Source organism: Paenibacillus antri (assembly GCF_005765165.1).
Lineage (GTDB): Bacteria > Bacillota > Bacilli > Paenibacillales > YIM-B00363 > Paenibacillus_AE > Paenibacillus_AE antri.
This window is the reverse complement of the sequence record NZ_VCIW01000020.1, coordinates 18,453-42,728: the sequence shown is the minus strand read 5'-3', so window position 1 is coordinate 42,728 and position 24,276 is coordinate 18,453. Positions and strand designations below refer to the sequence as shown.

Below are 24,276 nucleotides of genomic sequence, written 5' to 3'. Positions count from 1 at the left end.
TTTATGCTTGCTTCTTGCGGCTCATGAGCACGATCGCGCCGACGACGATCATCACGATCGCGATATACGGCTTGCCGGACAAGAAGTTAAAGACCGAGCCGATCGAGAAGACGGCGAAGAACAGCAGCGAGATCACCGTCAGGATGTTAATCGGGATCAGCAAATATTTATTTCGTCCGCTGAACCAATACAGCTCGAACAGTCCGACCGCCGGCGCCAAGATGAAGCCCGGCCACATAATGTGCCACGCGTCGTACAGCATGGAGATTTGGCATACGACGCCGACCGTCAGCAGAATGCCGCCGGGAACGAGCACGCCGACGCCCTTGCGCCCGGTCACCCCGAAATACAGCCAGTGGAAAAACAGTCCGAGCGGGATGACGAAGATCGACGGCCAGAAGTAGCCGAAGATGTCGCCGACGTCGAACGTCTCCCCTTGATTCATGAACAGGAACGCCCCCAATAGGAGCAGCACCGCTCCCGAAATGCCTCTAACGCTCATTCGTATCCCTCTTTCCGTAAGTGAAGAACTTTCCACATTTTATCGCAATCCGGGACTTGCGTCTCCCATCTTCGGTTGCATGGCGCGACTGGACTTAAGGCCGGGTTTCCGCCCGCCGGATGGGATTCCGTTCCAATCGCGGCGGAACAGGAATGCGCAGCTTCGCGTCGAATCTTTCTTTTAGGAAAAGTGCGCGGCGGAGGACGTATGAAGCTTATAACGAAAGTCATGCTGTTGATCGTTACCCTGATGACTCCGGTCATCGCGCTGTACACGCTCTCTCAGCGGGTCGGCACGGGGATCGTCGAGGAACAGATTACGATCGCGAACCAAAATCGGCTCGCGATTTTCATGCACCAAATCGAAGGCGCCTTGGACCAGGTGTCTCAATATTCCAACCTGATCTCCCAAGATCCCGATTTCGCGGCGCTCGCGGGGAACCTCATTCCGGCCGACGGGTACGATTACGCCATGCTGCTCGACGATCTGCAGAACAAGCTGAAGCTGTTCAGCATGTCGGCGGCTTGGATGAACCGGATCAATCTGTACTTTCCGGGAGCGGGTCACGCGATCTCTTCGTATTCGCTGCTTCCGTACGACGAGTCGTATTTGCGAGCGAATCTGTCGAACGAGTGGCGATTCCGCACGATCCGGGTGAACGACATCGAGAAACAGGCGTTCACGCGTTTCTTCGTCGAACCGGCGTCCGCCTCGAGCGACCTGAACCGCGCATCCGTCGTCGTCGAGGTCGACCTGATGGCCGACAACATCGTCTCCCTGCTCGACAGCTTCAAGACCAAAGGGAATAACGACCCGTTCCTCTACGGGGGAGCGAACGAGGTGCTGCCGAACACGAGCGCGGATATGGATTTCATCCGCCGGTTGATCGACGCGGGCGCCGTCGGGGGCGAGACGATGAAGGAAGGACATCGCGTCGTGACGGTGGACGGCGAACGGTATTTGGTGTACGGACTGTCGTCCGAGGAGCTGCCTTGGAGCTTGATCGATTACGCGCCGCTCGAGGACATTCTCGCGCCGGTAACGTTCAGCCGAAACTTGTTTTACGTTACGGCGGCCCTACTGCTGCTGATGGGCGCCGGCGCGGCGTATTTGATCTACTCGCAGGTGCAGGTGCCGATCCGGCTGTTGGGCGCCGGCGCGGAGCGGTTGGAACGCGGCGACCTGTCGACGCGGATCTTGAACGTCCGGCACGGGGACTTCACGCGGCTGTTCGGACAGTTCAACCGGATGGCGGCGCGCATGCAGCATTTGATCGAGAAAGTGTACCGCGAAGAGCTGCGGGCCAAGGAAGCGGTCATGAAGCAGCTCCAGTCGCAGATCAACCCTCACTTCCTGTACAACAGCCTTGCGTTCATCGTCAGCATGGCGCAGCTGAAGCGAACGGAGCCGGTCATCTCGATGGCTTACAGCTTGGCGGACTATTACCGATATACGACGAGGAACGAAACGTTGGACGCCACGGTGCGCGAAGAAATCGCGTTCGTTAACGCGTACGTGGAAATTATGGACATGCAGCTGCGGAAAATTACGTATCGCGTCGACATCCCGGAAGCGCTTGAATCGATTCTCGTACCAAGGCTGCTGTTCCAGCCGTTGGTGGAAAATTCGATCGCCCACGGCCTCGAGCCGAAGGAAGGGCCGGGCTCGATCTCGATTCAGGGGCGCATCGAGGCGGGGTTCGTCGTCTTCGCGGTGGAAGACGACGGCGTCGGCCTGTCCGACGACGAGCTCGAGCGATTGAACGATTCGTTCGCCTCGCCGGAATCGTCCGGCGACATTCGCGGGCTGCGGAACGTGCACCAACGCATCGCGCATCGGTACGGCGCCGGAGCGGGACTGTCGCTTTCCCGCTCGGCGTCGGGGGGCGTTCGGGCGACGCTGCGCTGGCCCGTGGATGCGGCGGAAGAGGCGGAATGACGGTATCCATATTTAGAAAACGAGGCGGATGTACAATGATGCATGTTCACCAAAGCCGTACGATACTCGCGGGGATGCTCGTCCTGGCGATCGGCCTCGCGGGCTGCGCCGACGCGAACACCCCCGTCGACCCGGCGCCGGAGACGGCGGGGGAGACGGGGCAGTCGATCCCGTACGACCCTCCGGTCGTCGTTACGACGTCGAGGGTGCTGAACGACAGCGAGATGGGCAAGCTGATTCCGCCCGATTCGATCGACGACAATCCGATCTCGCGGTGGGCGAAGGAGAAGCTAGGCATTATTCAGAACAGCATGTGGGTGCTGGTCGACGAAGCCGCGCTTCTGCACAAGACCAAGCTGGCGCTTACGGGAGACGAGCCGATCCCCGATGTGTTGTACCTGAACGACGCCGTACTGCCGCAGCTGCTCGACGACATCGCCGAATCCGGACGGTTCATGGATATCGAGGAAGCGTTCGAGACGTACGCCTCGCCCAGGATGAAGGAAGCGTACTCGAAAAATCCGGACGTCTGGAAGACGGTGACGGCGAACGGCAAGAAGTGGGGATTGCCGCAAATATCGGACGGCAAGGTCGGCGATCCGATTCTTTGGATTCGCCAAGACTGGCTCGACGCGGCGGGGCTCGCTCCGCCGACGACGATCGAAGAGCTTGAGACGGCGCTGGACGCGTTCACGAACGAGGACCCCGACGGGAACGGGAAGCAAGATACGTTCGGACTCGCTTTGGCCGGCAAGAACTCTCTGAACGGCTGGCTCGCCGACGCGAGCTTCCTGTTCGGCGCCTACGGCGATCAGCCGTACCAATGGAATCGAATGCCGGACGGCAGCCTCGCCTACGGCTCCGTGCAGCCGGAGGTCAAGCAGGCGCTTGCTCGGCTTCGGACGTGGTACGACCAGGGATGGCTCCATCGCGACTTCGGCACGCATGACGAGCTGACCGCGGCGAACCTCTTCGTGGAGGGACAAGCGGGCGTCGTTTCGGGACCGGGGTGGATGGGCGGGTGGCCGCTCGGCGAGGTGCACGAGGACGAGAACGGCTTCAAGCCGGAGTATCGGCCGATTCCGTTCCCGGCCGGGGAGGACGGCAAGATCGGGCGGCGAGGCTCGAAGGTATCCTACGGAAGCTACATTTTCCGCAAGGATTTCCCGTATATCGAAGCGTTGTTCCGCTATTGGGACGAAGTATACGGCGCGCTCATCGAAGATCCGGAATCGGACTTCATGCACGGGTTCGGCGAAAACTACGATTATAAGATCGTAGACGGCAAGTACGTTTACGACTTCAAGGGAGCGACGACGACCGTAGCGAACTTGCTTCTGATCGCTCCCGGCAGTACGCCGGAGGGCGTGCTGAAGGAAAGCTTGGAGCAGCGCGTGTATCGCGGGCAGATCGAATCGCCGTACGAGAAGAAGCTGGCGGAAACCAGCTCCAAGCTGTTCCTCGAGGGCAAGATCGTGGGGGACCGACAGCTCGCTTACGCGCAGAAGGATCAATTCCTCGGCGTGCCGACCCCCGCGATGCGGACGAAGTGGCCGGCGCTGCAGAAGCTGGAGAAAGAGGCCTTTCTAAAGATCGTTTACGGCAAAGAAGAGGCGGACGCGTTCGACGCGTTCGTTCGAAGCTGGCGGGAGCACGGCGGCGACGAAATTACGCGGGAAGTGAACGCGTGGGACGTCTCGGTCGAATAAACCGAAGGCGCGGACTGAAAGGAAAGGGGAGCTTGTCGCTGCGAAAACGGGGACGCAACGACAGGCTCCTTCTTTATCGTTATTCGAGTGTTTTCGACAAAAATTGTTCAGAAATTGTCGAGTTTTCTGAAATATACTAATAGTTATGCCTTAAGGTCCTTCGTAAAGAGGAAAGCGCGGAAGAGAGAGTACAGGAGGAATATCATTGGAACACATTCATGGTTCTCATGACCCGATACTGGTCGGTTTTTCGTATGTGGTGGCCGTCGTTGCTTCTTACACGGCTCTGGATCTCGCCGGAAGAATCAGTTCGGCCGAAGGGCTCAGGAGGTGGTGGTGGATGCTCTTCGGAGCCGCGGCCATGGGCTTAGGTATTTGGTCGATGCATTTCGTCGGAATGCTTGCGTTCTCGCTTCCGGTTCCCGTCGCATACGATTTGCTCGTCGTTTCGGCGTCCGTCATCCCCTCGATCCTAGGCGCGTTCGTCGCATTATACATCGTTAGCCGCAGCAGCCAGTTAGGCGCGAAAGAGCTGATAAGCGGCGGGTTGCTGCTGGCCGCCGGCGTAACGAGCATGCATTACATCGGGATGGCCGCCATGCAAATCGGAATCACTTACGATCCGGCCCTCTTCGCGCTTTCCGTCGGGATCGCGCTCGCCGCCTCCGTCGCCGCGCTATGGCTGTCGTTCTATTTCCGTAAGGGCGGGGGACGGGGCACGTGGTGGAAGAAGGCGGGCAGCGGACTCATCATGGGCGCGGCCATCGCGGGCCTGCATTATACCGGCATGGCGGCGGCCCGTTTTCGCGTCGCGCAAGACGGCGGCATCGCGACCGGGGTGCTGCTGGATCAGAAATGGCTGGCGTACTTCATCTCGGGAGGCACCTTGTTTACGTTGGGGTTATGCCTTCTGGGCATCTTTATCTCGAAGCGGTTTTCCTTGAAGGATTCGGAAATTCGATGGAAGACCGAAGAGATTTACCGCATGAATCAAGAGCTTCGTCAGTTTAACGAGCAACTGGAGGAATTGGTCAAGGAACGGACCGCCCAGTTGGAGCGAGCGCATGACGAGGCGATTAAAGCGAATATGATCAAGAGTCAATTTTTAGCCAACATGAGTCACGAGCTCCGCACGCCGCTCAACGCGATCATCGGGTACAGCGAGATGCTCAAGGAGGAAGCGGAGGAAATCGGCGAGTCGACGTTCGCCGAAGACCTCGGCAAAATCAGCAAAGCGGGGAATCACCTGCTCGCGTTGATCAACGATATTTTGGACATCTCGAAGATCGAAGCCGGGAAGATGGAGCTGTTCGTCGAAACATGCGAAATGTCGGCGTTGGTCCAAGAGATCGCGAGCACGGTCGCGCCGCTGATGGATGCGAAGGGAAACCGGCTTCAGGTTCAATCGATCGAAGGTCCGATGACGACGGACGTCACGAAGCTCAGGCAAATTCTGCTGAACTTGCTAAGTAACGCCAGCAAATTCACGGACGGCGGCAAGATCGACTTCGAGGTTTACCGCGAAACGAGGAGCGGACGACCGGGCTACGGCTTCCGGGTGAGAGACGCCGGCATCGGCATGACCCCCGAGCAAATCGAGAAGCTGTTTCAGCCGTTCACGCAAGCCGATTCGTCGACGACGCGGAAGTACGGCGGAACGGGGCTCGGGCTCGCGATCAGCCGAAGGTTCTGCCACATAATGGGCGGAGATATCGACGTCGAGAGCGTGTACGGAGCGGGAAGCACGTTCACTTGCTGGCTCCCCGAATCGATCTCGAACCCCGCTTCTCCCGCCGCAGCGGCCGTCGCGGAAGCGCCTCCCGAAGCGGAACGGAAGAAGCCCTGCGTGTTGTTGATCGACGACGAGCCGTTCAACGAGCAAATCATGAAGCGGTATTTCGAAAAGGAGGGCTGGGAGCTCGCCTTCGCCGATAACGGGAAGCAAGGGCTCGAATTGGCGAAGAAGCTGAAGCCGAAGGCGATCTGCCTAGACATCTTAATGCCGGGGATGGACGGTTGGAGCGTCCTGTCCCAGCTGAAGAACGATCCCGACGTGGCCGACATTCCCGTCGTCATCTGGTCGTTGACCAGCGACACGCAGCTGGGCTACACGCTGGGCGCTTCCGAATACTTGGTCAAGCCGGTGGAACGGGAACGGTTGATCAAAGTCATGGAGAAATACGTCTCGGGTCGAGATGAACGCCGGGTTCTCGTCATCGAAGACGATGCGACGACGAGCGAATTAATGACTAAGCTCCTGGTGAAAGAAGGCTATTCGGTGACGCAGGCTCGCAACGGCCGGTTCGCATTGGAAGCGATGGAGCAACAGACGCCTGCCTTGATCTTGCTGGATCTGATGATGCCCGAGATGGACGGATTCCAATTCATAACGGAGCTGCGCAAGCGGGACGCATGGCGCGACGTGCCGATCGTCGTCGTCACGGCGAAGACGATAACGTCGGAAGACCGGCAGAAGTTGAACGGCTACGTCCGGAATATCGTGCAGAAGGGCGCCATCGATTTCAAAACGTTGCTGTCGGATATACGCAAGTTAATGACGGAGGCGGAACCCGCGTGATAACCATTCTCTTGGTCGAAGATAACGAGATGAATCGAGATATGCTGACCCGGCGCCTGGAGCGAAAGGGATATCGGGTCGTCTCCGCCGAGGACGGCAAGGAGGGGGTCGAGCTCGCGACGCGTCTGCTGCCGGACGTCGTGTTGATGGATTTGAGCCTGCCCATGTTGGACGGGTGGGAAGCGTCGCGGCGGCTGAAGTCCGCCCCCGAGACGAAGCACATTCCGGTCATCGCTCTGACCGCCCATGCGATGGCCGAGGACGAAGAGAAGGCGTACGCGGCCGGATGCGACGACTTCGACACGAAGCCGGTCGTGCTGGAACGTCTGTTGGATAAAATCGGCAAAGCGTTGCAATCGTAAACGAGCGTCATCTCAAGGGACGGAAAGGTACGAGGGAAAATGGAGGACATTCTTAACGCGAACGTATTTATCGTCGACGATCAAGAACACAATGTATCGCTGCTTGAACGAATTCTAGGTCGAGCGGGATTCTCGAACATCCATAGCAGCATGGATCCGCAACGCATTCCTTCGATGATGGATGCGATCGAGCCGGATATCGTGCTGCTCGATATGCATATGCCGGGAATGGACGGCTTACAGGTGATGAAGCTGATTCGGGATCGGGCCGGGGCGGATGCGTATTTGCCGATCATGATGCTGACCGCGGACGTCACTCCGGAATTGAAGAAGCAAGGGCTGCAGGCGGGCGTCAACGATTTCCTGACGAAGCCGTTCGATCGGATAGAAGTCGTGCTGCGCATCAATAACTTGCTGAAGACGAGGCAGCTTCATATCCAGCTTCAACAACATAAGAACACCTTAGAGCAGAGGGTCAGGGAACGGACGCAAGAGCTGCAGAAGAGCAAGCTGGAAATATTGCAGCTGCTTGGCCGAGCGGCGGAGTACCGGGACGATATTACCGGACGGCACACCGTGCGCGTCGGCGAGCTGGCCGGCCTCATCGCCGGCCGCATGGGGATGTCCGAGGAAGACGTCGAGACGATTCGGATGGCGGCCCCGCTGCACGACATCGGAAAAATCGGCATCCCCGACGAGATCCTCTTGAAGCCTGGGAGATACGAGCCTCACGAGTTCGAACGGATGAAGGTGCATACGGCGATCGGCGCCAGCATTATGAGCGAAAGCTCCTTCGCGCTGTTGAAGCTGGCCGCCGCGATCGCGCGGTCTCATCACGAGAAGTGGGACGGTACCGGGTATCCGGACGGGCTTCGGGGAGAGGACATCCCTCTTCCGGCGCGAATCGTCGCATTGGCGGATTATTACGACGCCTTGACTCACGAGCGCCCTTACAAGAGGGCTTGGACGCCGGAGGAGACGATCGCCGAAATCAAGCGGCAGCGAGGGCAACACTTCGACCCGGAGGTCGTAAACGCGTTCCTGCAGTTGTATGAGGATGGACGGCTCGGCGGGTAAAGAAACGAAAAAACGGGACGCCGCACGATCGTGTGCGGCGTCCCGTTTCTTATGAACATTCGGTTTAGTCGAAGTATACCGCCTGGCCCGTACGCGCGGACTCATAGATCGCTTCGAGCAGCTGCGAGACGACGAACGCCTGCTCCGGCGTGACGACCGGATCTTTGTCTTCGTCGATCGCCTGGATCCACATTCTCATCTCGAGGTCCGCGTCGCTCTCCGACTTGCCGTCGTAGAACGCAACGCCGCCGGACTTCAGGTTCACTTCGCTCGTGAACAAGCGGCTGTGCTTCTCGCCGTTGATGCGGAGGCCGCCCTTCATGTCCGCGCCGCCTTCCGTGCCGCACAGCGTGCACTTCGCTTCGTCCACTTCCAACGTGTTAAGCGCCCAGCTCGACTCGAGCTGGATCGTCGCGCCGTTCTTCATGACGATCATGCCGAACGCGGAGTCTTCGACCGTGAATTTCTTCGGATCCCACGGACCCCAAGCGTTCGCGGCGTTTTCCTTCTGGGACAGCTTATGGTAGGACGTGCCGAGGACGGCCTTCGGCTCGTAGTTGTTCATCATCCAGAGCGTGAGATCGAGCGCGTGCGTGCCGATATCGATGAGCGGACCGCCGCCTTGCTTCTCTTCGTCGAGGAATACGCCCCATGTCGGCACCGCGCGGCGGCGAATCGCATGCGCCTTCGCGAAGTAAATTTCGCCGAGCTCGCCGTCTTCGCAAACCTTCTTCAGGTGCTGGCTGTCCGGACGGAAACGGTTGTTATAGCCGACCGTGAGCTTCTTGCCCGTACGCTTCGCGGCTTCGACCATGCGCTTCGCGTCCGCGGCCGTCTTCGCCATCGGCTTCTCGCTCATGACATGCTTGCCCGCTTCGAGCGCGGCGATCGCGATGTTGGCGTGGGAGTCGTTCGGCGTGCACACATGCACGATATCGATCGAAGCGTCCTTAAGCAGCTCCGTGTAGTCCGTATACGTCTTCGCGCCTTCCGCGCCGTATTTCTCCGCGGCGGCGACGGCGCGCTCCTCCACGATGTCGCAGAACGCGACCATCTCGATGTTATTGAGCTTGCTGAGGCTCGGCATATGCTTGCCGTTGGCGATGCCGCCGCAGCCTACGATTGCGATGCGATACGTCTTGGCCATGAATAAGTCCTCCTAGATATGGTGGTGTGACTTGCGGTACGCCGACGGTGTCATGCCGAACCGCTTACGGAACACCGCATGCAAGTAATTCCCGTTCGAAAATCCCTCGCTCACCGCGATCCGTTCGACGGACAAGTCCGTCTCGGCAAGCTTCCTGCATACGGCTTCCAGGCGTACTTCCTCTAGTATACTGCTAAAGGAACCTTCCCCGCGAACTTCCTTGAAGATGCGCTGCAGCTGCCGCGAGCTGATGTTCAGCTTCTCCGCGACGCCCGCGAGCGTGACGGTGCCGGCGTAATTCGCTCGAATGTACTGCATCGCGAGGCGATACCGGTACGACTTCATGTCCCGCGAAGGGAGCTGCGGCCGCGTCTCTCCGGCGTCGTAAGCGAGCGTCGCCTTGAGCAAAATCTGGACGACGTGCTGCTTGATCGTCGTGTAGAGGCCCAGCGAGCCTTCGCTGCACGCTTGATACGCTTCAAGGAAGTGCCGCATCGCGTCGTGCAGATCGAGCGTCGGCGCGAGGGGCATCGCGCGAAGCTTCCCGACGCAATCGTCCGCCTCTGCGAATTCGAGGCGATCCGCGGCGTCGAGCGCTTCGTCCCCGACGTCGCGCGAAGCGATGTCGACGTGCAAGCACAGCTCGTCCATCGCTTCCGCCGCGTCGGCTTCCTGGTAATGCATGACGCCGGGGCCGGTCAAGTAAAACATCCCTTCCCGCAGCGCGTATTCCTCGGTTTCCATAACGACTTTCCCTCTACCCCTCGGGATAAAGTGAAACTCGAATTCGTCATGCTTGTGAAACTCGACGACGCGTCCCGGCGGGAACGTCGTCAGATGAAAGCGGAGCACGCGGATGTCGTACCGGCCCCAACGGACCCGGATGTCCAACCGCTCCAGCGCGTCCTGTCTTTCCCGCATGACGGCGTATGGAAACTTGCTCATTTCCGAAGTTCCTCGAGACGGACGGCGCGGCGTTCGCGAGCCGAAAGGTTGGATGCTTCCATGAGCTTCGTCAGTTCTACGGCGAGGCCGACGTTTTCATCCGCGGCCGTGCCGTTCTGAATGTGGCCGACCCATTGACTGAACGCGTTCTCGCGCTTCGGCGGAATCGGCTGCTCCTGCCAGCCGGCCTCGGCTTGGCCGCCGACCTTCGTCCGAAGGAGCAGCGTTTCGTTCGGCGTGCCGTACAGCAGCGTGCCTTCCGTGCCGTGGATTTCGATCGCGAACGGCGAGTGCGCGTTCACGAAGCCCGCTTCGACGACGCCGACGGCGCCCGACGCCGTGGACAACGTCGTCACCGCGTTATCTTCCACGTCCTTGCCCGTGACGTAGCCGTATTGAGCCGTTACGTCGACGATCGGCTCGCCGAGGAACAGGCGCGTCAGGTACATCGGATGGCAGCCGAGGTCGATCATCGCGCCGCCTTGGGTTTGTTCGGCGTTGAAGAAGTGAGCCGGCAGCCAGCCCGCCGTCGCGCCGTTATGCGACAAGCGAACGCGGACGAGCGTCACTTGGCCGAGCTGCTTGCGATCCAGAAGGTCTCGGATCGCGAGCGTGTAGCCGTCGTTGAGTCGCGGCAGCGAGACGGTCAGCGTCACGCCGGCTTTCTCGATCTCCGCTAAAATATCGTTCACTTCGTGCAGCGTGGCCGCGACGACCTTTTCCGTAAAAATATGCTTCCCGGCGCGAGCCGCCTTGACGATCACTTCATGGTGGCGGTTCGTCGGCGCGTCGACGATGACGGCGTCGATGTTACCGTTTGCAAGCATGTCGTCCAGCGATTCGAAGAACGGAACGCCGAGCTTCTCCGCCGCTTCCTTGCCGCGCGACGGAATTTCGTCCCACACCGCAGCCATCTCGGTGCCGGGGTGCTCCTGCGCGTACTTCGTGTACTCCCACGCATGTACGTGCCAGTAGCTGATCTTGCCGATTCGGATGGTCACCCTAATCTCTCCCGTCTATAAAATCAAGACATTGCCCTCTTAATGTACCACACTGACAACAAGATATTAACTATAATATTGTGACGTTATATGTGTGGGAATGCGTCATTCCAATAAAACGTGCGAAAGCAATAATTGTTAAAAGGGGAGTAAGATCAGCTAAAGAAAACGGGGCGAATTCAAGGTATGCTTAGGGAAACGATACGATCGGCGGCGCTGCGCCGGCAGCGTCCCGGCCGCGATCCGGAGGGTGAAATGATGACAACAGTTTCGGCACTGCTTCATGATCGGGACTCTACGCGAGTGCGTCTCGGCCGCCGTCTTCAAAGCTTCGTCAAGGCGATCGAGATCGATCCGCTGGGCGGCGCAGCGCCGCATCTATCCGTGGAACGGATCGACGAACATGCGACGCGCGTCTCGATCCGGTTCGAGCTCGATCGGCGCGTCGAAGCCGACGACTGGAGAGCGCGCGTCTCGCCGGCCTTCGAGCCGTCCCTGCATTGGTCGCCGCATCTGACGCCGACCGACCGGCACGTCGTCGACCGCCACTGCTTCCGCTCGCCGGCGCTGCTGGCGGCGGACGATCGCCGCGTCTTGGCGCTCGTCCCGGACTTGGACGCGATGACCCGCCGCGAGGGCGTGCCATGGTATCTCGACCTGAACGCCGAGGACCGCGAACTGACGATCGGTATGAGCGAGACCGAGCCGGACGAAGCGGCGCACGTGTTGTTCGCGAAGCGGCCGGGCGCCGCGCACGCGGAGGGAACGGTAGAGGTCGCCTTCTACTTACTGGCGTTCGAAGACGCGTCCGTCGCCGCCAATCCGTGGCGGCCGATCCTTCGCTTCCTGTGGGAGCGATGGGGTGCCGGCGCGTTCCGCGCGTCCGCGGCGTCCGGGTCTTCCCTTACGACGATGGTCGGACGGGCGTATCGGTGGGCGTTCCGCAGCTGGGAGTCCGCGGTGTGGCAGCGTCTCGAGCTCGACGGCGAGCAGGTCGGCGCGGCCGCCTTCATCGTCAACGTCACCCAGAGCCCGAATTACCCGGGCCCCGTCAACGAACGCGAATTTCGCTCGATCTGGAATCAAGCGTGGTTCAGCTCGCTGCGCACCGCGCACGGCATGTTCCGGCACGGCGTCGCGACGGGCGACGAGGCGCTGGTCCGCCGCGCGGAGCAGACGAAGCGGCTGGCGCTGGCGGCGCCGCGGCGAGCCGGTTTCTTCCCGGCGGTGCTGGCGACGGAGATGGAACAAGCGACCCTGACCGACGGCACGATCGTCAATCGGTCGAGAGGGTGGGACACGGCCTATTGGGGCAATTCCAACCGCAACCCCGTAGCGCCTTGGCGTTCGGTGAAGGGAGCGCCGTACCACGTGCTCGACATGAGCTGGACGGCGCTGTGGATGCTGCGTTGGTACGAGGAGCTGGAGCGCGACGAGGCGTTGCTCGCGTACGCGGTCGAGTATGCGGACGCGCTGCTTCCGCTTCAGCGAGGCGACGGCTTCTTCCCGGCGTGGCTCGATTATGACTCGCTGCGCCCCTTGGACGTTTTGGCCGACAGCCCGGAGTCGTCGGCGTCGGCGACGTTCCTCTTCAAGCTGGCGGAGCTGACGGGGGAGGAGCGTTACGCGGCATCGGCGCTGCGGGCGCTCGACGCGGTCGCGCGGGACGTCGTGCCGCACGGGCGTTGGGAGGATTTCGAGACATATTGGTCGTGCAGTCCGTTCGGCGGGGACCGCGTCGGACGAAAGTTCGAGCGCAACGATATGTATAAGCAGTGCAATTTCTCGATGTTCTGGACGGCCGAGGCGTGCAAGGCGGCGCACGCCGCTTCGGGCGAAGCCCGGTACCTCGAGCTCGGCGAACGCTGCCTGGACGAGATGCTCATGACGCAGGCGTCGTGGCAGCCGCCGTACGTACCGATCGACGCCGTCGGCGGCTTCGGCGTCATGAACGGGGACGCGGAGTGGAACGACGCCCGGCAAAGCTTGTTCGCGGAGCTGATTCTCGAGTACGGGGAGCTGCTCGATCGCGAGGAATATATCGAGCGGGGGCTGGCGGCGCTCCGCGCGTCGTTCGTCATGATGTATTGCCCGGAAAATCCGAAGACGAAGGCGCAGTGGGAAGCGAAGTATCCGTTCTTCGACGAGAAGGATTACGGGTTTATGATGGAAAACTACGGGCATAACGGCCGCGTCGGCGAACGGGGGCTCGGCATCGGGGAGTTCTCGATCTTCGATTGGGGAGCCGGCGCGGCGGCGGAGGCGTACTTGCGAATCCGAGCGCATCGCCCGGAGCTGCTGCAGCGGTATGGCTGGTAAGGAGGAAGACCGTCGGGCGCCGATGCCCGGCGGTCTTTCGCCGTTCGGGGACCGGCTCCGCCGCAAGGAGAAGCGCGCCAATTCCGATTTACCGATCCCGGGAGCGGTGATATACTTTGGACTGAAATCGTGCGCCGCGCAGAGGGAGTTCATTCGTCGACCATGGTGATGAAAGCGTTTAAAAACATGAATCTCCGCGTCAAGCTCACCGTTACGCTGGTCGCCTTCGTTTTGGTTCCCCTCATGCTCGCGGGGATGTTGTTTTATAACAGCTCGCGAAGCTTCGTGTCGGAGCGAACCGACGAAAGCACCGCGCAGCTGCTGGAGCTGCTGCGGCGGAACGTCGACCAGACGCTGAACGAATACGAAAATCACCTGTTACGCATCTACGACCACGAGGACGTGATCCGCGAGCTGGCGCGGCCGGAGACGTCCGGCGAAGGAGATCGGGCGACGGGGGGCTCCGTCGATCGCTTTCTCCGCGACTTCCTCCGGGGGAAGGAGGGGATCGATTCCGCGTACGTGTTGACCGAAGGCGGGGCGATCCATTTCGCGGATTTCAAAGGCTCGGAGCTCTTCCTGCAAGCGTTCCGCAAGCATCCCGAATGGGGGCAGCGGATTCGGAACGCGGACGGGCGCATCGTATGGCTGTCGACCTACGAGCTCGAGCCCAATCCCTATAAAGCTCGGGTGACGCACCTGCTGCCCGTAGGCGTGCAAATTAAGAACATCGCGGACGTCATGCAGCCGCTCGGCGCCTTCGCGATGAACATCGACATTCAAGCGTTCGACGCGATGCTGAAGGACGTGAAGGTAAGCCCGAAGGGGATCGTACTGATCGCGGATCGGCAAGGGAACGTCGTCTGGCACAGCAACCCCGAGGCATACCGCGTCGATCTCGCGGTGCTCCCGGCGTTCGGCGAGATCGCCGAAGGCGGGGGGACGTTCGCCGATTACCGCCTGAACGGCGACGCGTATCGCGTCGGCTCGATCCGCTCGCAGAAGAGCGATTGGATCATATATTCCTTCGTGCCGCACTCGGACTTGGACGCGCAGACGGAAAACCAAAAGCAATTCCTCTTCGTCACGATCGTCGCCTTCGCCGCGTTGTTCATCGTGCTCGGCGCGCTGACTTCGATCTACATCAGCCGTCCGATCATGCAGATGGCCGTAGCGATGAAACAAATCCATAAGGAACATCGGGACTTCCGCCTGCCCGCGCAATCGACGGACGAAATGGGGCTGCTGCAGTCCTCGTTCAATTACATGAGGGACCGCATCCGCGACCTGATCCAAGAAGTCAGGAGCGTCTCCGACAAGGAGAAGGAAGCGGAAATTCGCGCCTTGCAAGCGCAAATCAACCCACATTTCGTCTACAATACGTTAGATACGATCAACTGGATGGCGATCGAGAGAGGGCAGCGCGACATGAGCTCCATGATCACGGCGCTCGGCGATATTTTGCGCTACGCGATCAAGCCGGGCGGCGCTTGGGTAAGCGCGGAGGAAGAGATGAAGTGGGCGCAAAGCTACGCGTACCTGCAAGAGACTCGGTTCGAGGGGAGATTCGCCATCGAGTTTCGCGCCGATCCCGAAGCGCTGCCGTACAAGGTGCCCAGATTACTGCTTCAGCCTTATTTGGAAAACGCCGTCCTCCACGGCATGGAAGACACCGAGGCCGGGGGCGTCATCCGCGTCGAGATCGCGCTTCGGGAAGCCGAACGCCGCATGCGCGTGACGATTCGCGACAACGGCGTCGGCATCTCCGAGGAACGGCTGCGATTCATTCAGGATCGGAAGCATTACGGCATCGGCATCTATAATATCGACGATCGGCTCAAGCTCGAGTTCGGTCCCGACTACGGCGTGACGGTCCGTTCGGAGCCGGGCCTCGGCACGGAAATCGAAATCGTACTCCCGTGCATCGCATAATTCGGTAAGCGTCATCGGGAATTCCCGGGAGGTTGTTGCATATGTATAAGATCGTTGTCGTCGACGACGAGCCGAAGGTTCGGCGGGGGTTAACGAAGCTCATTCCGCAGTTGGATCCGGAATGGGTCGTAGCGGGCGAAGCCAAGAACGGAACGGAGGCGCTCGAGCTCGTGAAGCGAGAGCTTCCGGACGCCGTCATTACCGATATCCGCATGCCTCGGATGAACGGTCTGGAATTGCTCAGCGCGTTGAAGGAGTATTCGATGCATGTCGTCATCTTGTCGGGGTACGGCTATTTCGAATACGCGCAGACCGCCGTCAAATTCGGGGCTTTCGATTTTTTACTGAAGCCGTTGAAGCCGGACGACATCCGCGACGCGCTTCACCGAATGAAGCTTCAAAGTCGGAAGCGGCTTCAAGATTCCGCGCCTCGCAACGATCCGACGCTTGGGAAGCTGTGGAAGGACTGGCTGCTCGGCGTCGAGGACGGCCGGGAATACCGCGAGCGGCTGGAGCGAACGATGCCGGACGCCGCCGGTCCGCTGCAGCTCATGGCGATCGAGGTGGCCCGATTCGACGAGCTCATTACGGAGGATCAATGGGGCGACCGCCAGTTGGTGTCGTTCGCGGTGCGGAACATCGTGCAGGAAATCCTCGCTTCCGAGGCGTCGGCCCGTCCCGAGGAATGTCGGTTCTTGTTCGCGAACGGGGCGCAGCTATACTTCCTGCTGCCGGCCGGAGTCGGGACGCATCGGCTGTGCCTCCGGATGATCGAACAGGTGAAGCGCTGGGTGAACATCTCGATCTCCATCGGCCTCAGCGGAGATACGCATGCGTTCGGCGAGCTGCCCGAGGCGCTTCGGCAAGCGCAGGAAGCGCTGCTCGGCAAGTGGGTGTACGGCGATGGTACCTCGCATGCGTTCCTAGGCGCGTCTTCGACGAACGAAACGGTGCTCGATTATCCGGTCGAACGAGAGGTCGCGCTGCTGCGGGCGATGCAGAACGGGCGGCAGGAAGAGGCGAACGAAGAGCTTCGCAGGTTCGCGGACGAAGTCCGAAGCAAAAATCCGACGTTCCAAGCCGCGAGGAGCCATTGCGTTCAATTGCTCACGGCCGTCGTGCGGACGATGCATCGGACCAACGTTCCGCCTTACGTGCTGCAGGAGATCGAGCCGATGGATTTGCTGCACCGGCATTTCACTCTGGAGCAATTCCTCGCGTACGTGGACGAGCTGGTTTCCGCATACGTCGCTAACGTACGCTGGAACAAGCGGAATAAACATCACCGGCTGATGGACAAGGCGCTGGTTTACATTCGGGAGCGCTATAACCGGGATCTGTCGCTGGAGGAGGCGGCGGAGCAGGCGGAGATGAGCCCGAGCTACTTCAGCTCCATCTTCAAGCAAGAGACCGGATCTTCCTTCGTCGAATACGTCACGGGAATGCGTATCGACGAATCGAAAGAGCTGATGAAAGACCCGTCGCTCCGGCTGTACGAGATCGCGCGGATGGTAGGGTATCAGGATCAGAAATATTATTCCAGATTGTTCAAGAAAACGACGGGGGTCACCCCCGCGGAATACAGACAGTTTTTCTGCCGAATGGAGGAATCGCCGGGATGAAGGCGTTACGCGCGACGGGTCGCAAGCTGCTGCTCGCCTGGACCGCCCTCGCGGCGCTGGCGTCCTGCGCGCCGGGGAAGAAGATGGACGATCCGGAGCTGTCCGCCCTGCTCCGCTCGTCCGGCGCGGAGGAGACGGGAGAGGATAAAACCGTGCTCACGCTGTGGTCGTTCCACCAGGCGAAGGAATTCGAGTTCTGGCAATGGCTCGGCGAACGGTACGAGGCGGAATTTCCCGACATCGACATTAAGGTGGAGTATATTTCCAGCGACATCTACTTCTCGGGCACGCGGCTGCTCGCGCCGTTCGCGTCGGGGCACGGACCGGACGTCTTCTTCGTCTCGTCCGCGACGATCCGCCGCTTCGCGGACGCTTCGCTGCTCTATCCGTTGACGGGCCGCCTAGCGCCGGACGTCCGAGCGGACTTCGACCCTGCGGCGCTGCTTTCGGCGTCGCTCGACGGGGAATTGCTCGCGATTCCGTTCGAGACGGAGCTGCTTGGACTGTATTATAACAAAAACATGTTCGCAAAGGCGGGACTCGCTCCCCCTCGGACATGGGAGGAAACGAAAGCCGCCGCGGAGGCGTTGACGACGAAAGGGACGAGCGGCCTAACGATCGAGACGTTCGGCAACGTATATCAAAATTTCTCTTGGCTTCCGTTCCTATGGCAGACGGGCGCGGACGTACTGTCGGGCGACGGGCGAAGCTCGGGCTTCGACGAAGACGGCGCGCTGCGGACGTATTCGTACTTCTCCGACTTGAGAAGCCGAGGCTTGCTGAATATGAACCCGTCCCGTCCGACGACGGACATCGCCATTATCGCGAACGGCGAGACGGCCATGCAAGTGAGCGGGTCATGGAACGTCCGGCTGCTCGAAACCGAATACGCGGACGCGCCGATCGGCGTCGTGCCGCTTCCTTATCCGGAGGGAGGGGCGCGGACCACGATCGCCGGCGGATGGAAGATCGCCGCCAACCGTGCCGGCGCGCATGCGGACGAAGCGGCGAAGTTCATCCTATGGGCGTTCGCCGGCGATCCGGACATTCCGCTCAAGTGGAGCAGCGAGGCCAAGTTCGCGTACTCTCCTCGCCGTTCGGTGATGGAGGCCGGAGAGCGATTTTACAACCAAGGGCTTCGGGCGGAATTTACGAAGCGCATCTTCGGGACGGAGCGGCAGGAGCCTCAGTATCCCGAGCGAATCAATCAAATTTACTCCGAATCGCTGCAGCGGCTGCTGAAAGGCGACGAGGAAGCGAGCGTCATCGTGCGGGACACGCATCGTCGGTTGGAGGAGGCGCTTCGCTAAATCCAAAAATCGTCCACCCCCGTAAAATTATCCCGTTATGCAAGCCGCTCCGCCGGTTTATACTTGGCCTCGAGCGAGAAAAAACCTGAACGCCGGTACTCGCGCGTTCAGGTTTTTTCTCGCTCGGTCACAGCGGAGCGGTCGATCCCCGAAGTTCGACCGTCGGCTCGAGCTTCACCTGGATCGTCTCCGACTTCGGAAGGGTCCCCTCGACCTTATCGATGAGAATCTGGCACGCCTTGCGACCGATGTCTTGAATCGGACTTCGCACGGTCGAGAGCGGCGGGTCGAGAATTTGGCCGAGATAGACGCCCTCGTAGCCGGCAACGGAGACGTCCCCCGGAATGCTTAAGCCGAGCTTCTTCAGCACGATGTATACGGACGAAGCGAGCACGTCGTTGCAGACGAAGAGCGCCGTCGGTCGACCGGCGCCGCTCATCCGCTCGCGGAAGGCCGAGTTCTTCGCCAACAGATGCTCCGGATCGGTCTGATTCGACTTGAAATCGAAGTCGAAGGAGATCGCCGAGGCCGCGCCGGCGGGAAGGCCGAATTCTTCGAGCGCGGCGGCGTAACCGCGCCTTCGGTTCAACACTTCGGAAGACTGCTTTAAATACTCGTCGTAGACGAAAGCGATGTTGCGATGTCCCAACTCGAGCAGCCGCCTCGTCATCTCGTACCCGCCCGCAAAATCGTTGCAGACGACGTAGTCGCATTCCAAATCCTCGAAATACTTCGTATACAGCACGAAGGGGACGCCGTTCTTCTTCAGCTGCTTGTACGGCTCGGCCGTTCGGCAGTGGAACGCCATGAAGCCGTCGACCATCAAGTTCTGGTATTTCCGAATATAGGAGGCTTCCAGCGAAGGATCGCATTCGGCGGGCGCGATAGAGAGCGTATAGCCCTTCTCGATCGCGTACGGGATCGCGCCGCGAATGATTTGGTTCTGATAATCGTCGTGCAGCGAGCCGCCGAGTAGCAGGGCGAGCGTACGGGACCGCCCGTTCACGAGGCTTTGCGCGAACCGATTCGGCGTGTACCCGAGCTGATCGGCGACTTCCTTGACCCGTTGAATCGTGTCCTTGCTGACGGATACGTCCTCGCGCAGCGCCAAGGACACGGCCATCTTCGAAAGACCGACGACTTTCGCGATATCGTCTAACTTCACGCGTTTCTTCATAAGCTGCTCTCACCTATCGAATTAAGGCTTTATCGATAAAACTATATCGAAGTTGATCGGAAAAGTAAACAAAAAAGAAAATTAAAATTACCGTGTTGTCAAGGGGAAAAACATGGATTATAATAACTTTACCGGTAAACTGAAAGCGATACCAAATCGCGCCATCATGATGTGTAAACGATAACACCCTCGTTCGACGAAATCGGTTTAAATGCGCGACGCGCGTTTAAATAGGTACAACAAAAAAGGGAGGATGCTTCACATGAAAAAGATGTCAGCAAAGCTTCTGCTCGCCGCGGTCATGGGAACGACGCTCGTTCTGTCGGCTTGCAGCGGAGGATCGGGCGGCGGCGGAACCGGCGGGGACGCCGCAAGCGGCTCAGAGTCGAAGTCGGACGGCGGCGCGGCCGCGACGAACGACGCGCCGAAGGAGAAGGTCGTCGTCGACTTCTGGGTCAACCAGTTCGAGGAGTCGACGAGCGCTTGGTTCAAGAAGTGGGTCGAAGAGTTTAACAAGACGCACGAACATATCGAAGTGAAGCTGACGATCGTGCCGGGCGACGCTTGGGATCAGAAGATGAAAGCCGCGCAAGCCGCCGGCAAAGCGCCTCAAGTATATACGAGAGACTACGGCAAAATCGTGCCCGCGGCGATGCAAGGCCAGTTCATGCCGCTCGACGAATACGTCGATCCGGCGATCTGGGCGGACTTATACCCGAATGTCGAACAGTTCGTACTTTATAAAGATAAACATTATGCGTATCCGATGCTTGTCGAGCCGTCCGCGGTGCTGTACTACCGCAAGGATCTGTTCCAAGCGGCGGGTCTCGATCCGGCGAATCCGCCGAAAACGTGGGATGAGCTGATCGACGCCGGCAAGAAGCTGACGAAGGACGGCGTGTACGGTCTTCATATCGCGAGCAATGCGGTCGAGTTTTCCTGGACGACGTGGGGCCTTCAGATGAACAGCGGCCATCAGGCGATCTCCGAGGATTGGTCGAAGGCGAACCTGGACGCGCATTATGAAAGCCTGATCGCCTTCTACAAGCGTCTCTATGACGAGAAGGTCGCTCCGGCGCAAGCGCTGAACGGGTACACGGATATGGCCGATTTCGGCCAAGGCAAGGTGGCGATGTCCGTGAACGGTTCGTGGGGCATCGGCCAGCTGCGCAACGATTACAAGGACATTCTGCCGAATGTCGGCGTCGCGCCGATGCCGACGCCGGACGGCGACGGCACGAAGCCGTCCGCTACGCTCGGAGGTTGGTCGTTCGTCATGGACGGCAAGGCGAAAAATCCGAAGGAAGCCGGCGAATTCATCTCTTGGTTCCTCGCGGGAGATCCGGAAATTATGGTCGATTACTTCCGAACGAGCCAATTCTCCAAGTTCCCGCCGCGCAAGTCGGTCGACGAAGCGATCAACGCCGATCCGCAGGCGCAGAGCGACGAAGTCCGCAAGATGATCGCGGAGAAGATCGTCCCGTATTCCCTCGCCGAGCCGACGTACGATTGGGCGATCAGCTTCGCCTTCGGCTCCGCGATCGAACGCGCGATCCAAGGGCAGAGCCCCGCGGAAGCGCTGGCGCAAGCGGAGAAAGAAATCAACGAATTCATCGCGAAGAACGACTACGCGAGCAAGAAGCCGTAACCGACGGGTATTTCTCGGCGGCATCCGGAAGCGGTTCCACGCTTCCGGATGCTCTCCTACTCGAAATGAGGTGGCAAGGGCATGAAAAACAAGAAGAGGTACAACAACGGCACCGCGTACCTCATGCTTTCCCCGGTCGTGATCATGTTGAGCATTTTCGTCGTCATCCCGCTGATCTACGCGATTCGGATCAGCTTCTACGACTGGAGCTTCTATCAAGACCCCGTGTTCGTCGGTTTTCGGAACTTCTATCTCGTATTGACGGACGATCGGTTTTATACGTCGATCGGCGTAGGCCTCAAATTCGTGCTGCTCGTCGTGCCGGTTCAACTCGTGCTCGCCTTCTTGTTCGCGCATGTCGTGCGGGCGATGGGGCGGAAGGCGTCGAGCTTCGTGAAGACGTCCATCTATATCCCGACGATCATATCCGGGATTATTACGGCCATTATTTTCCAAATCATCTACAACTTCGACGGCGGCGTGCTGAACGCGATCATCGGTTCGTTCGGGTTCGAGAAGGTCGGATGGCTGGTGGAAAAGCAAATCGTCCTGTTCGGTCTTGCGATCCCGGCGATCTGGTTAGGCTTCGGCATCACGGCGCTGATCATGCTGGCGGGGCTGCTCGATATCCCCGAATCTTATTACGAGGCCGCGTCGCTGGAAGGCGCGTCGGCTATCCAGAAGATGTTCCACATAACGATCCCGCTGCTCAAGAACGTTGCCGTCTATTTGCTCGTCACCGGATTCGTGGGCGCGATTCAACAGCTCGAGCTGCCTCTGTTTCTTACGAACGGCGGGCCGTCCGACGCTACGCTGCTGCCGAACTTCTACATATTCGAGCATTTCCGGAACGATCTGCTGATGGGCCATACGATCGCGGCCGCCTTGCTGCTCTTCGTCGTATTGGGCAGCATCTCGGCGATCATCTTCCGAGTCATCAATTCCGAAAAGGCGATCGACGAATAATCGAGGAGGGACGTCCATGAAAACAATGAGTGCGTCGCAGCGAGCGGCCGTGTCCGTCATCGGCTTCCTGTTCGCGATTTTCGCCCTGTTTCCGCTTCTTTGGATGGCGATATCGGGTTTCAAGGCGAAGACGGAAGTGCTTCAGACGCCTGTGCGAATTTTCCCGGAAGTGTGGCTGTTTTCGAACTATGGCGAAATATTGAACGATCCGGCGTTCACGCGAGCCGCCTTCGTTACCTTCGTCGGCGCGTTGATCTTCGCGGCCGTAGGATTATGGATCAACTCCATGGCGGCCTATGCGTTCGCCCGCTTGGATTTCCGCTTTAAGGGAGCGCTCTGGTTATACGTGATCACGACGATGTTCATTCCGGGCATGGCGATCATGGTTACGTCCTTCGTCGTCGTCACCCGGCTGGGGATGCTGGATACGATGTCCGTGCTGATCATCCCCGGGATGGCTTCGGCCGGCTCGATCTTCTTCATTCGACAGTTCTATTTGAATATTCCGATCGCCGTCGAAGAAGCCGCGCTGATCGACGGCGCGTCCCGATTCAAAATCTATACGACGATCTTCTTGCCGATGTCGTATCCTCCGTTCGTCATCGTCGGTATCGGCGCATTCTTAGGGTTCTGGAACGCATACATTTGGCCGGTCATGACGATTACGGACGAAAGCTTGTTCCAAATCAGCCAATACTTGGCGCAGTTCAGATCCGGCCGCGGGTCGGAGTTCGGACTGATGCTCGCGGGCGCGACGCTCGGCGCGCTGCCGACGATCGGATTGTTTCTCGTTTTCCAACGTTACATTATTCAAGGCATTAAGATTTCCGGTTTGAAGTAATCGACATCTAGACATCGTTGCGGAGGGAAGAGACATGCTGGGCACTTCACTAAGGGACTTATACAAGGAAAGACATGGGAAGAGGAAACGAATTTCCTCCTACGATGTAACGGGCGGAAACAAAGATTACTTGACGGTTCGGCCCGGGGAGACGGTCGATCTCGGCCGAATCGCCGGCAGCGGCTGCGTGACGCATATCTGGATCACGACGGCGCCGTTCGACCCGGTTCCGGAGGTAGCGCTGTATCGAAAGCTCGTGCTGCGCATGTATTGGGACGGCGAACAAAACCCGAGCGTGCAAGCGCCGTTAGGCGACTTCTTCGGCATCGGCCACGGCATCACGAAAAACTACTGGTCCGCGCCGCTCGCGATGAGTCCGGAAGACGGGCAGGCGCTGAACTCCTTCTTCGCGATGCCGTTCGGCAGCGAGGCGCGGTTTACGATCGAGTCCAACGCGGACCGGCCGATCAAGTTTTATTTCTATATCGATTATGAATTATACGATCGCGACATCGACAGTCCGCTTCGGTTCCATGCGATTTGGCACAGAGAACTCACGAAGGGGATCGCGGACGACATCTCCAACGCGCTGTTCGAATTCGGCGGGAAAAATACGACGGGCGAAGGCAATTATGTGATGTTGGACGCGGTCGGCAAGGGGCATTACGTCGGCTGCAACCTGAACATTCATAATTTGCGCGCCACGCGGGAATGGAACTGGTACGGCGAGGGCGACGACATGATCTTCATCGACGGCGAGGCGTGGCCGCCTTCGCTGCACGGCACGGGCATGGAAGATTATTTCAATACCGCGTGGTGCCCGCAGCAGGAGTACCACTCGCCTTATCACGGCATTACGCTCGGCGGCGGACCGAACTGGTCGGGGAAAATTTCCGCGTACCGGTTCCATATCGAAGATCCGATTTTATTCGACGAGTCGATCCGCGTCACGATCGAGCACGGACATAACAACCACCGGAGCGACGATTACTCGAGCACGGCGTACTGGTACCAGACCGAGCCGCATAAGGATCATCCGATCATCCTGCCGGTGCATCGGCGATTGCCGCTGCCGGACATTCTGCCGTTCAACGACGAGGATCTGAAGAAGTGCTTCGACTATTAACCGGCCGAATACACGATTGAATCGATGCGGAGCGCAGGCGTCCGGGGGCGAGACTCCCGGGTGCTTCGCGCCGACC

Annotated in this window: 18 protein-coding genes; 13 read left to right on the top strand and 5 right to left on the bottom strand. The window is 59.5% G+C overall.

The features are described from left to right. Position 1 precedes the first annotated feature (1 nt). Positions 2 to 502, bottom strand: a complete 501-nt coding sequence (locus FE782_RS24435) for a hypothetical protein (protein WP_138196985.1) — start codon at positions 500 to 502, stop codon at positions 2 to 4. Between the two features lie 207 nt (positions 503 to 709). On the opposite strand from FE782_RS24435, the gene FE782_RS24430 reads away from it, so the two are divergent. The 5 genes from FE782_RS24430 to FE782_RS24410 all read left to right on the top strand — a co-directional run bounded on the left by FE782_RS24430 (position 710) and on the right by FE782_RS24410 (position 8,166). Continuing rightward, entirely contained in the window at positions 710 to 2,440 is a 1,731-nt protein-coding gene (locus FE782_RS24430) for a sensor histidine kinase (RefSeq protein ID WP_138196984.1), read from the top strand. A 35-nt stretch (positions 2,441 to 2,475) separates the two neighbouring features. Next, on the top strand, positions 2,476 to 4,149 hold the full coding sequence (locus tag FE782_RS24425) for a type 2 periplasmic-binding domain-containing protein (RefSeq protein ID WP_158299523.1): 1,674 nt from the start codon (positions 2,476 to 2,478) through the stop codon (positions 4,147 to 4,149). Positions 4,150 to 4,489: 340 nt separating this feature from the next. Then, the gene (locus FE782_RS24420; RefSeq protein ID WP_138196982.1) at positions 4,490 to 6,727 is read left to right on the top strand and encodes a response regulator; all 2,238 of its coding nucleotides are present in this window, start codon (positions 4,490 to 4,492) and stop codon (positions 6,725 to 6,727) included. Next, complete coding sequence (locus FE782_RS24415) at positions 6,724 to 7,089, top strand: response regulator (RefSeq protein ID WP_138196981.1); 366 nt, start codon at positions 6,724 to 6,726, stop codon at positions 7,087 to 7,089. Before FE782_RS24420 ends, FE782_RS24415 begins: the two co-directional genes overlap by 4 nt. Before the next feature lie 39 nt (positions 7,090 to 7,128). Further along, a complete protein-coding gene (locus FE782_RS24410) occupies positions 7,129 to 8,166 on the top strand; it encodes an HD domain-containing phosphohydrolase (RefSeq protein ID WP_138196980.1) in 1,038 nt (345 codons plus the stop codon). Positions 8,167 to 8,230: 64 nt separating this feature from the next. On the opposite strand, the gene FE782_RS24405 is transcribed toward FE782_RS24410, so the two are convergent. From FE782_RS24405 to FE782_RS24395, 3 genes are read right to left on the bottom strand one after another with little or no spacing between them, the layout of a single operon-like run. Beyond that, a complete protein-coding gene (locus tag FE782_RS24405; RefSeq protein WP_138196979.1) occupies positions 8,231 to 9,313 on the bottom strand; it encodes a Gfo/Idh/MocA family protein in 1,083 nt (360 codons plus the stop codon). A 12-nt stretch (positions 9,314 to 9,325) separates the two neighbouring features. Beyond that, positions 9,326 to 10,258 (bottom strand): AraC family transcriptional regulator, encoded by a 933-nt coding sequence (locus FE782_RS24400; RefSeq protein WP_138196978.1) that lies wholly within the window; start codon positions 10,256 to 10,258, stop codon positions 9,326 to 9,328. Next, positions 10,255 to 11,259, bottom strand: coding sequence for a Gfo/Idh/MocA family protein (locus tag FE782_RS24395; protein ID WP_138196977.1), 1,005 nt, complete (start codon positions 11,257 to 11,259; stop codon positions 10,255 to 10,257). The genes FE782_RS24400 and FE782_RS24395 overlap by 4 nt, the downstream gene beginning before the upstream one ends. A 258-nt stretch (positions 11,260 to 11,517) precedes the next feature. On the opposite strand from FE782_RS24395, the gene FE782_RS24390 reads away from it, so the two are divergent. From FE782_RS24390 to FE782_RS24375, 4 genes are all read left to right on the top strand, one after another. Next, the gene (locus FE782_RS24390) at positions 11,518 to 13,578 is read left to right on the top strand and encodes a glycoside hydrolase family protein (RefSeq protein WP_202914598.1); all 2,061 of its coding nucleotides are present in this window, start codon (positions 11,518 to 11,520) and stop codon (positions 13,576 to 13,578) included. A 162-nt stretch (positions 13,579 to 13,740) separates the two neighbouring features. Next, positions 13,741 to 15,510 (top strand): sensor histidine kinase, encoded by a 1,770-nt coding sequence (locus FE782_RS24385; RefSeq protein ID WP_138196975.1) that lies wholly within the window; start codon positions 13,741 to 13,743, stop codon positions 15,508 to 15,510. A 41-nt stretch (positions 15,511 to 15,551) separates the two neighbouring features. Further along, positions 15,552 to 17,132 (top strand): response regulator transcription factor, encoded by a 1,581-nt coding sequence (locus FE782_RS24380; RefSeq protein WP_138196974.1) that lies wholly within the window; start codon positions 15,552 to 15,554, stop codon positions 17,130 to 17,132. Further along, positions 17,129 to 18,442: an ABC transporter substrate-binding protein gene (locus tag FE782_RS24375; protein WP_138196973.1), complete on the top strand. Its 1,314-nt coding sequence runs from the start codon at positions 17,129 to 17,131 to the stop codon at positions 18,440 to 18,442. Before FE782_RS24380 ends, FE782_RS24375 begins: the two co-directional genes overlap by 4 nt. Before the next feature lie 127 nt (positions 18,443 to 18,569). Here the strand turns inward: FE782_RS24375 and FE782_RS24370 are convergent, their stop codons facing one another. Further along, complete coding sequence (locus FE782_RS24370; protein ID WP_138196972.1) at positions 18,570 to 19,619, bottom strand: LacI family DNA-binding transcriptional regulator; 1,050 nt, start codon at positions 19,617 to 19,619, stop codon at positions 18,570 to 18,572. Positions 19,620 to 19,881: 262 nt separating this feature from the next. Here FE782_RS24370 and FE782_RS24365 point away from each other — a divergent pair, with 262 nt between their 5' ends. The 4 genes from FE782_RS24365 to FE782_RS24350 all read left to right on the top strand — a co-directional run bounded on the left by FE782_RS24365 (position 19,882) and on the right by FE782_RS24350 (position 24,200). Beyond that, on the top strand, positions 19,882 to 21,267 hold the full coding sequence (locus tag FE782_RS24365; RefSeq protein ID WP_238392646.1) for an ABC transporter substrate-binding protein: 1,386 nt from the start codon (positions 19,882 to 19,884) through the stop codon (positions 21,265 to 21,267). Between the two features lie 81 nt (positions 21,268 to 21,348). Further along, positions 21,349 to 22,233, top strand: coding sequence for a carbohydrate ABC transporter permease (locus FE782_RS24360; protein WP_138196970.1), 885 nt, complete (start codon positions 21,349 to 21,351; stop codon positions 22,231 to 22,233). Between the two features lie 16 nt (positions 22,234 to 22,249). Then, a complete protein-coding gene (locus FE782_RS24355; RefSeq protein WP_138196969.1) occupies positions 22,250 to 23,074 on the top strand; it encodes a carbohydrate ABC transporter permease in 825 nt (274 codons plus the stop codon). A 34-nt stretch (positions 23,075 to 23,108) separates the two neighbouring features. Beyond that, a complete protein-coding gene (locus FE782_RS24350) occupies positions 23,109 to 24,200 on the top strand; it encodes a glycoside hydrolase family 172 protein (RefSeq protein WP_138196968.1) in 1,092 nt (363 codons plus the stop codon). The last annotated feature ends 76 nt before the right edge of the window (positions 24,201 to 24,276 follow it).

What these genes read in the sequence shown, in the direction of transcription:
- FE782_RS24365 (WP_238392646.1), top strand. Translation starts at nt 19,882, where the DNA reads ATGAAAAAGATGTCAGCAAAGCTTCTGCTCGCCGCGGTCATGGGAACG.
- FE782_RS24350 (WP_138196968.1), top strand. Translation starts at nt 23,109, where the DNA reads ATGCTGGGCACTTCACTAAGGGACTTATACAAGGAAAGACATGGGAAG.
- FE782_RS24370 (WP_138196972.1), bottom strand. Translation starts at nt 19,619, where the DNA reads ATGAAGAAACGCGTGAAGTTAGACGATATCGCGAAAGTCGTCGGTCTT.
- FE782_RS24400 (WP_138196978.1), bottom strand. Translation starts at nt 10,258, where the DNA reads ATGAGCAAGTTTCCATACGCCGTCATGCGGGAAAGACAGGACGCGCTG.
- FE782_RS24355 (WP_138196969.1), top strand. Translation starts at nt 22,250, where the DNA reads ATGAAAACAATGAGTGCGTCGCAGCGAGCGGCCGTGTCCGTCATCGGC.
- FE782_RS24360 (WP_138196970.1), top strand. Translation starts at nt 21,349, where the DNA reads ATGAAAAACAAGAAGAGGTACAACAACGGCACCGCGTACCTCATGCTT.
- FE782_RS24435 (WP_138196985.1), bottom strand. Translation starts at nt 502, where the DNA reads ATGAGCGTTAGAGGCATTTCGGGAGCGGTGCTGCTCCTATTGGGGGCG.
- FE782_RS24375 (WP_138196973.1), top strand. Translation starts at nt 17,129, where the DNA reads ATGAAGGCGTTACGCGCGACGGGTCGCAAGCTGCTGCTCGCCTGGACC.
- FE782_RS24410 (WP_138196980.1), top strand. Translation starts at nt 7,129, where the DNA reads ATGGAGGACATTCTTAACGCGAACGTATTTATCGTCGACGATCAAGAA.
- FE782_RS24430 (WP_138196984.1), top strand. Translation starts at nt 710, where the DNA reads ATGAAGCTTATAACGAAAGTCATGCTGTTGATCGTTACCCTGATGACT.
- FE782_RS24390 (WP_202914598.1), top strand. Translation starts at nt 11,518, where the DNA reads ATGACAACAGTTTCGGCACTGCTTCATGATCGGGACTCTACGCGAGTG.
- FE782_RS24425 (WP_158299523.1), top strand. Translation starts at nt 2,476, where the DNA reads ATGATGCATGTTCACCAAAGCCGTACGATACTCGCGGGGATGCTCGTC.
- FE782_RS24380 (WP_138196974.1), top strand. Translation starts at nt 15,552, where the DNA reads ATGTATAAGATCGTTGTCGTCGACGACGAGCCGAAGGTTCGGCGGGGG.
- FE782_RS24385 (WP_138196975.1), top strand. Translation starts at nt 13,741, where the DNA reads ATGGTGATGAAAGCGTTTAAAAACATGAATCTCCGCGTCAAGCTCACC.
- FE782_RS24405 (WP_138196979.1), bottom strand. Translation starts at nt 9,313, where the DNA reads ATGGCCAAGACGTATCGCATCGCAATCGTAGGCTGCGGCGGCATCGCC.
- FE782_RS24420 (WP_138196982.1), top strand. Translation starts at nt 4,490, where the DNA reads ATGCTCTTCGGAGCCGCGGCCATGGGCTTAGGTATTTGGTCGATGCAT.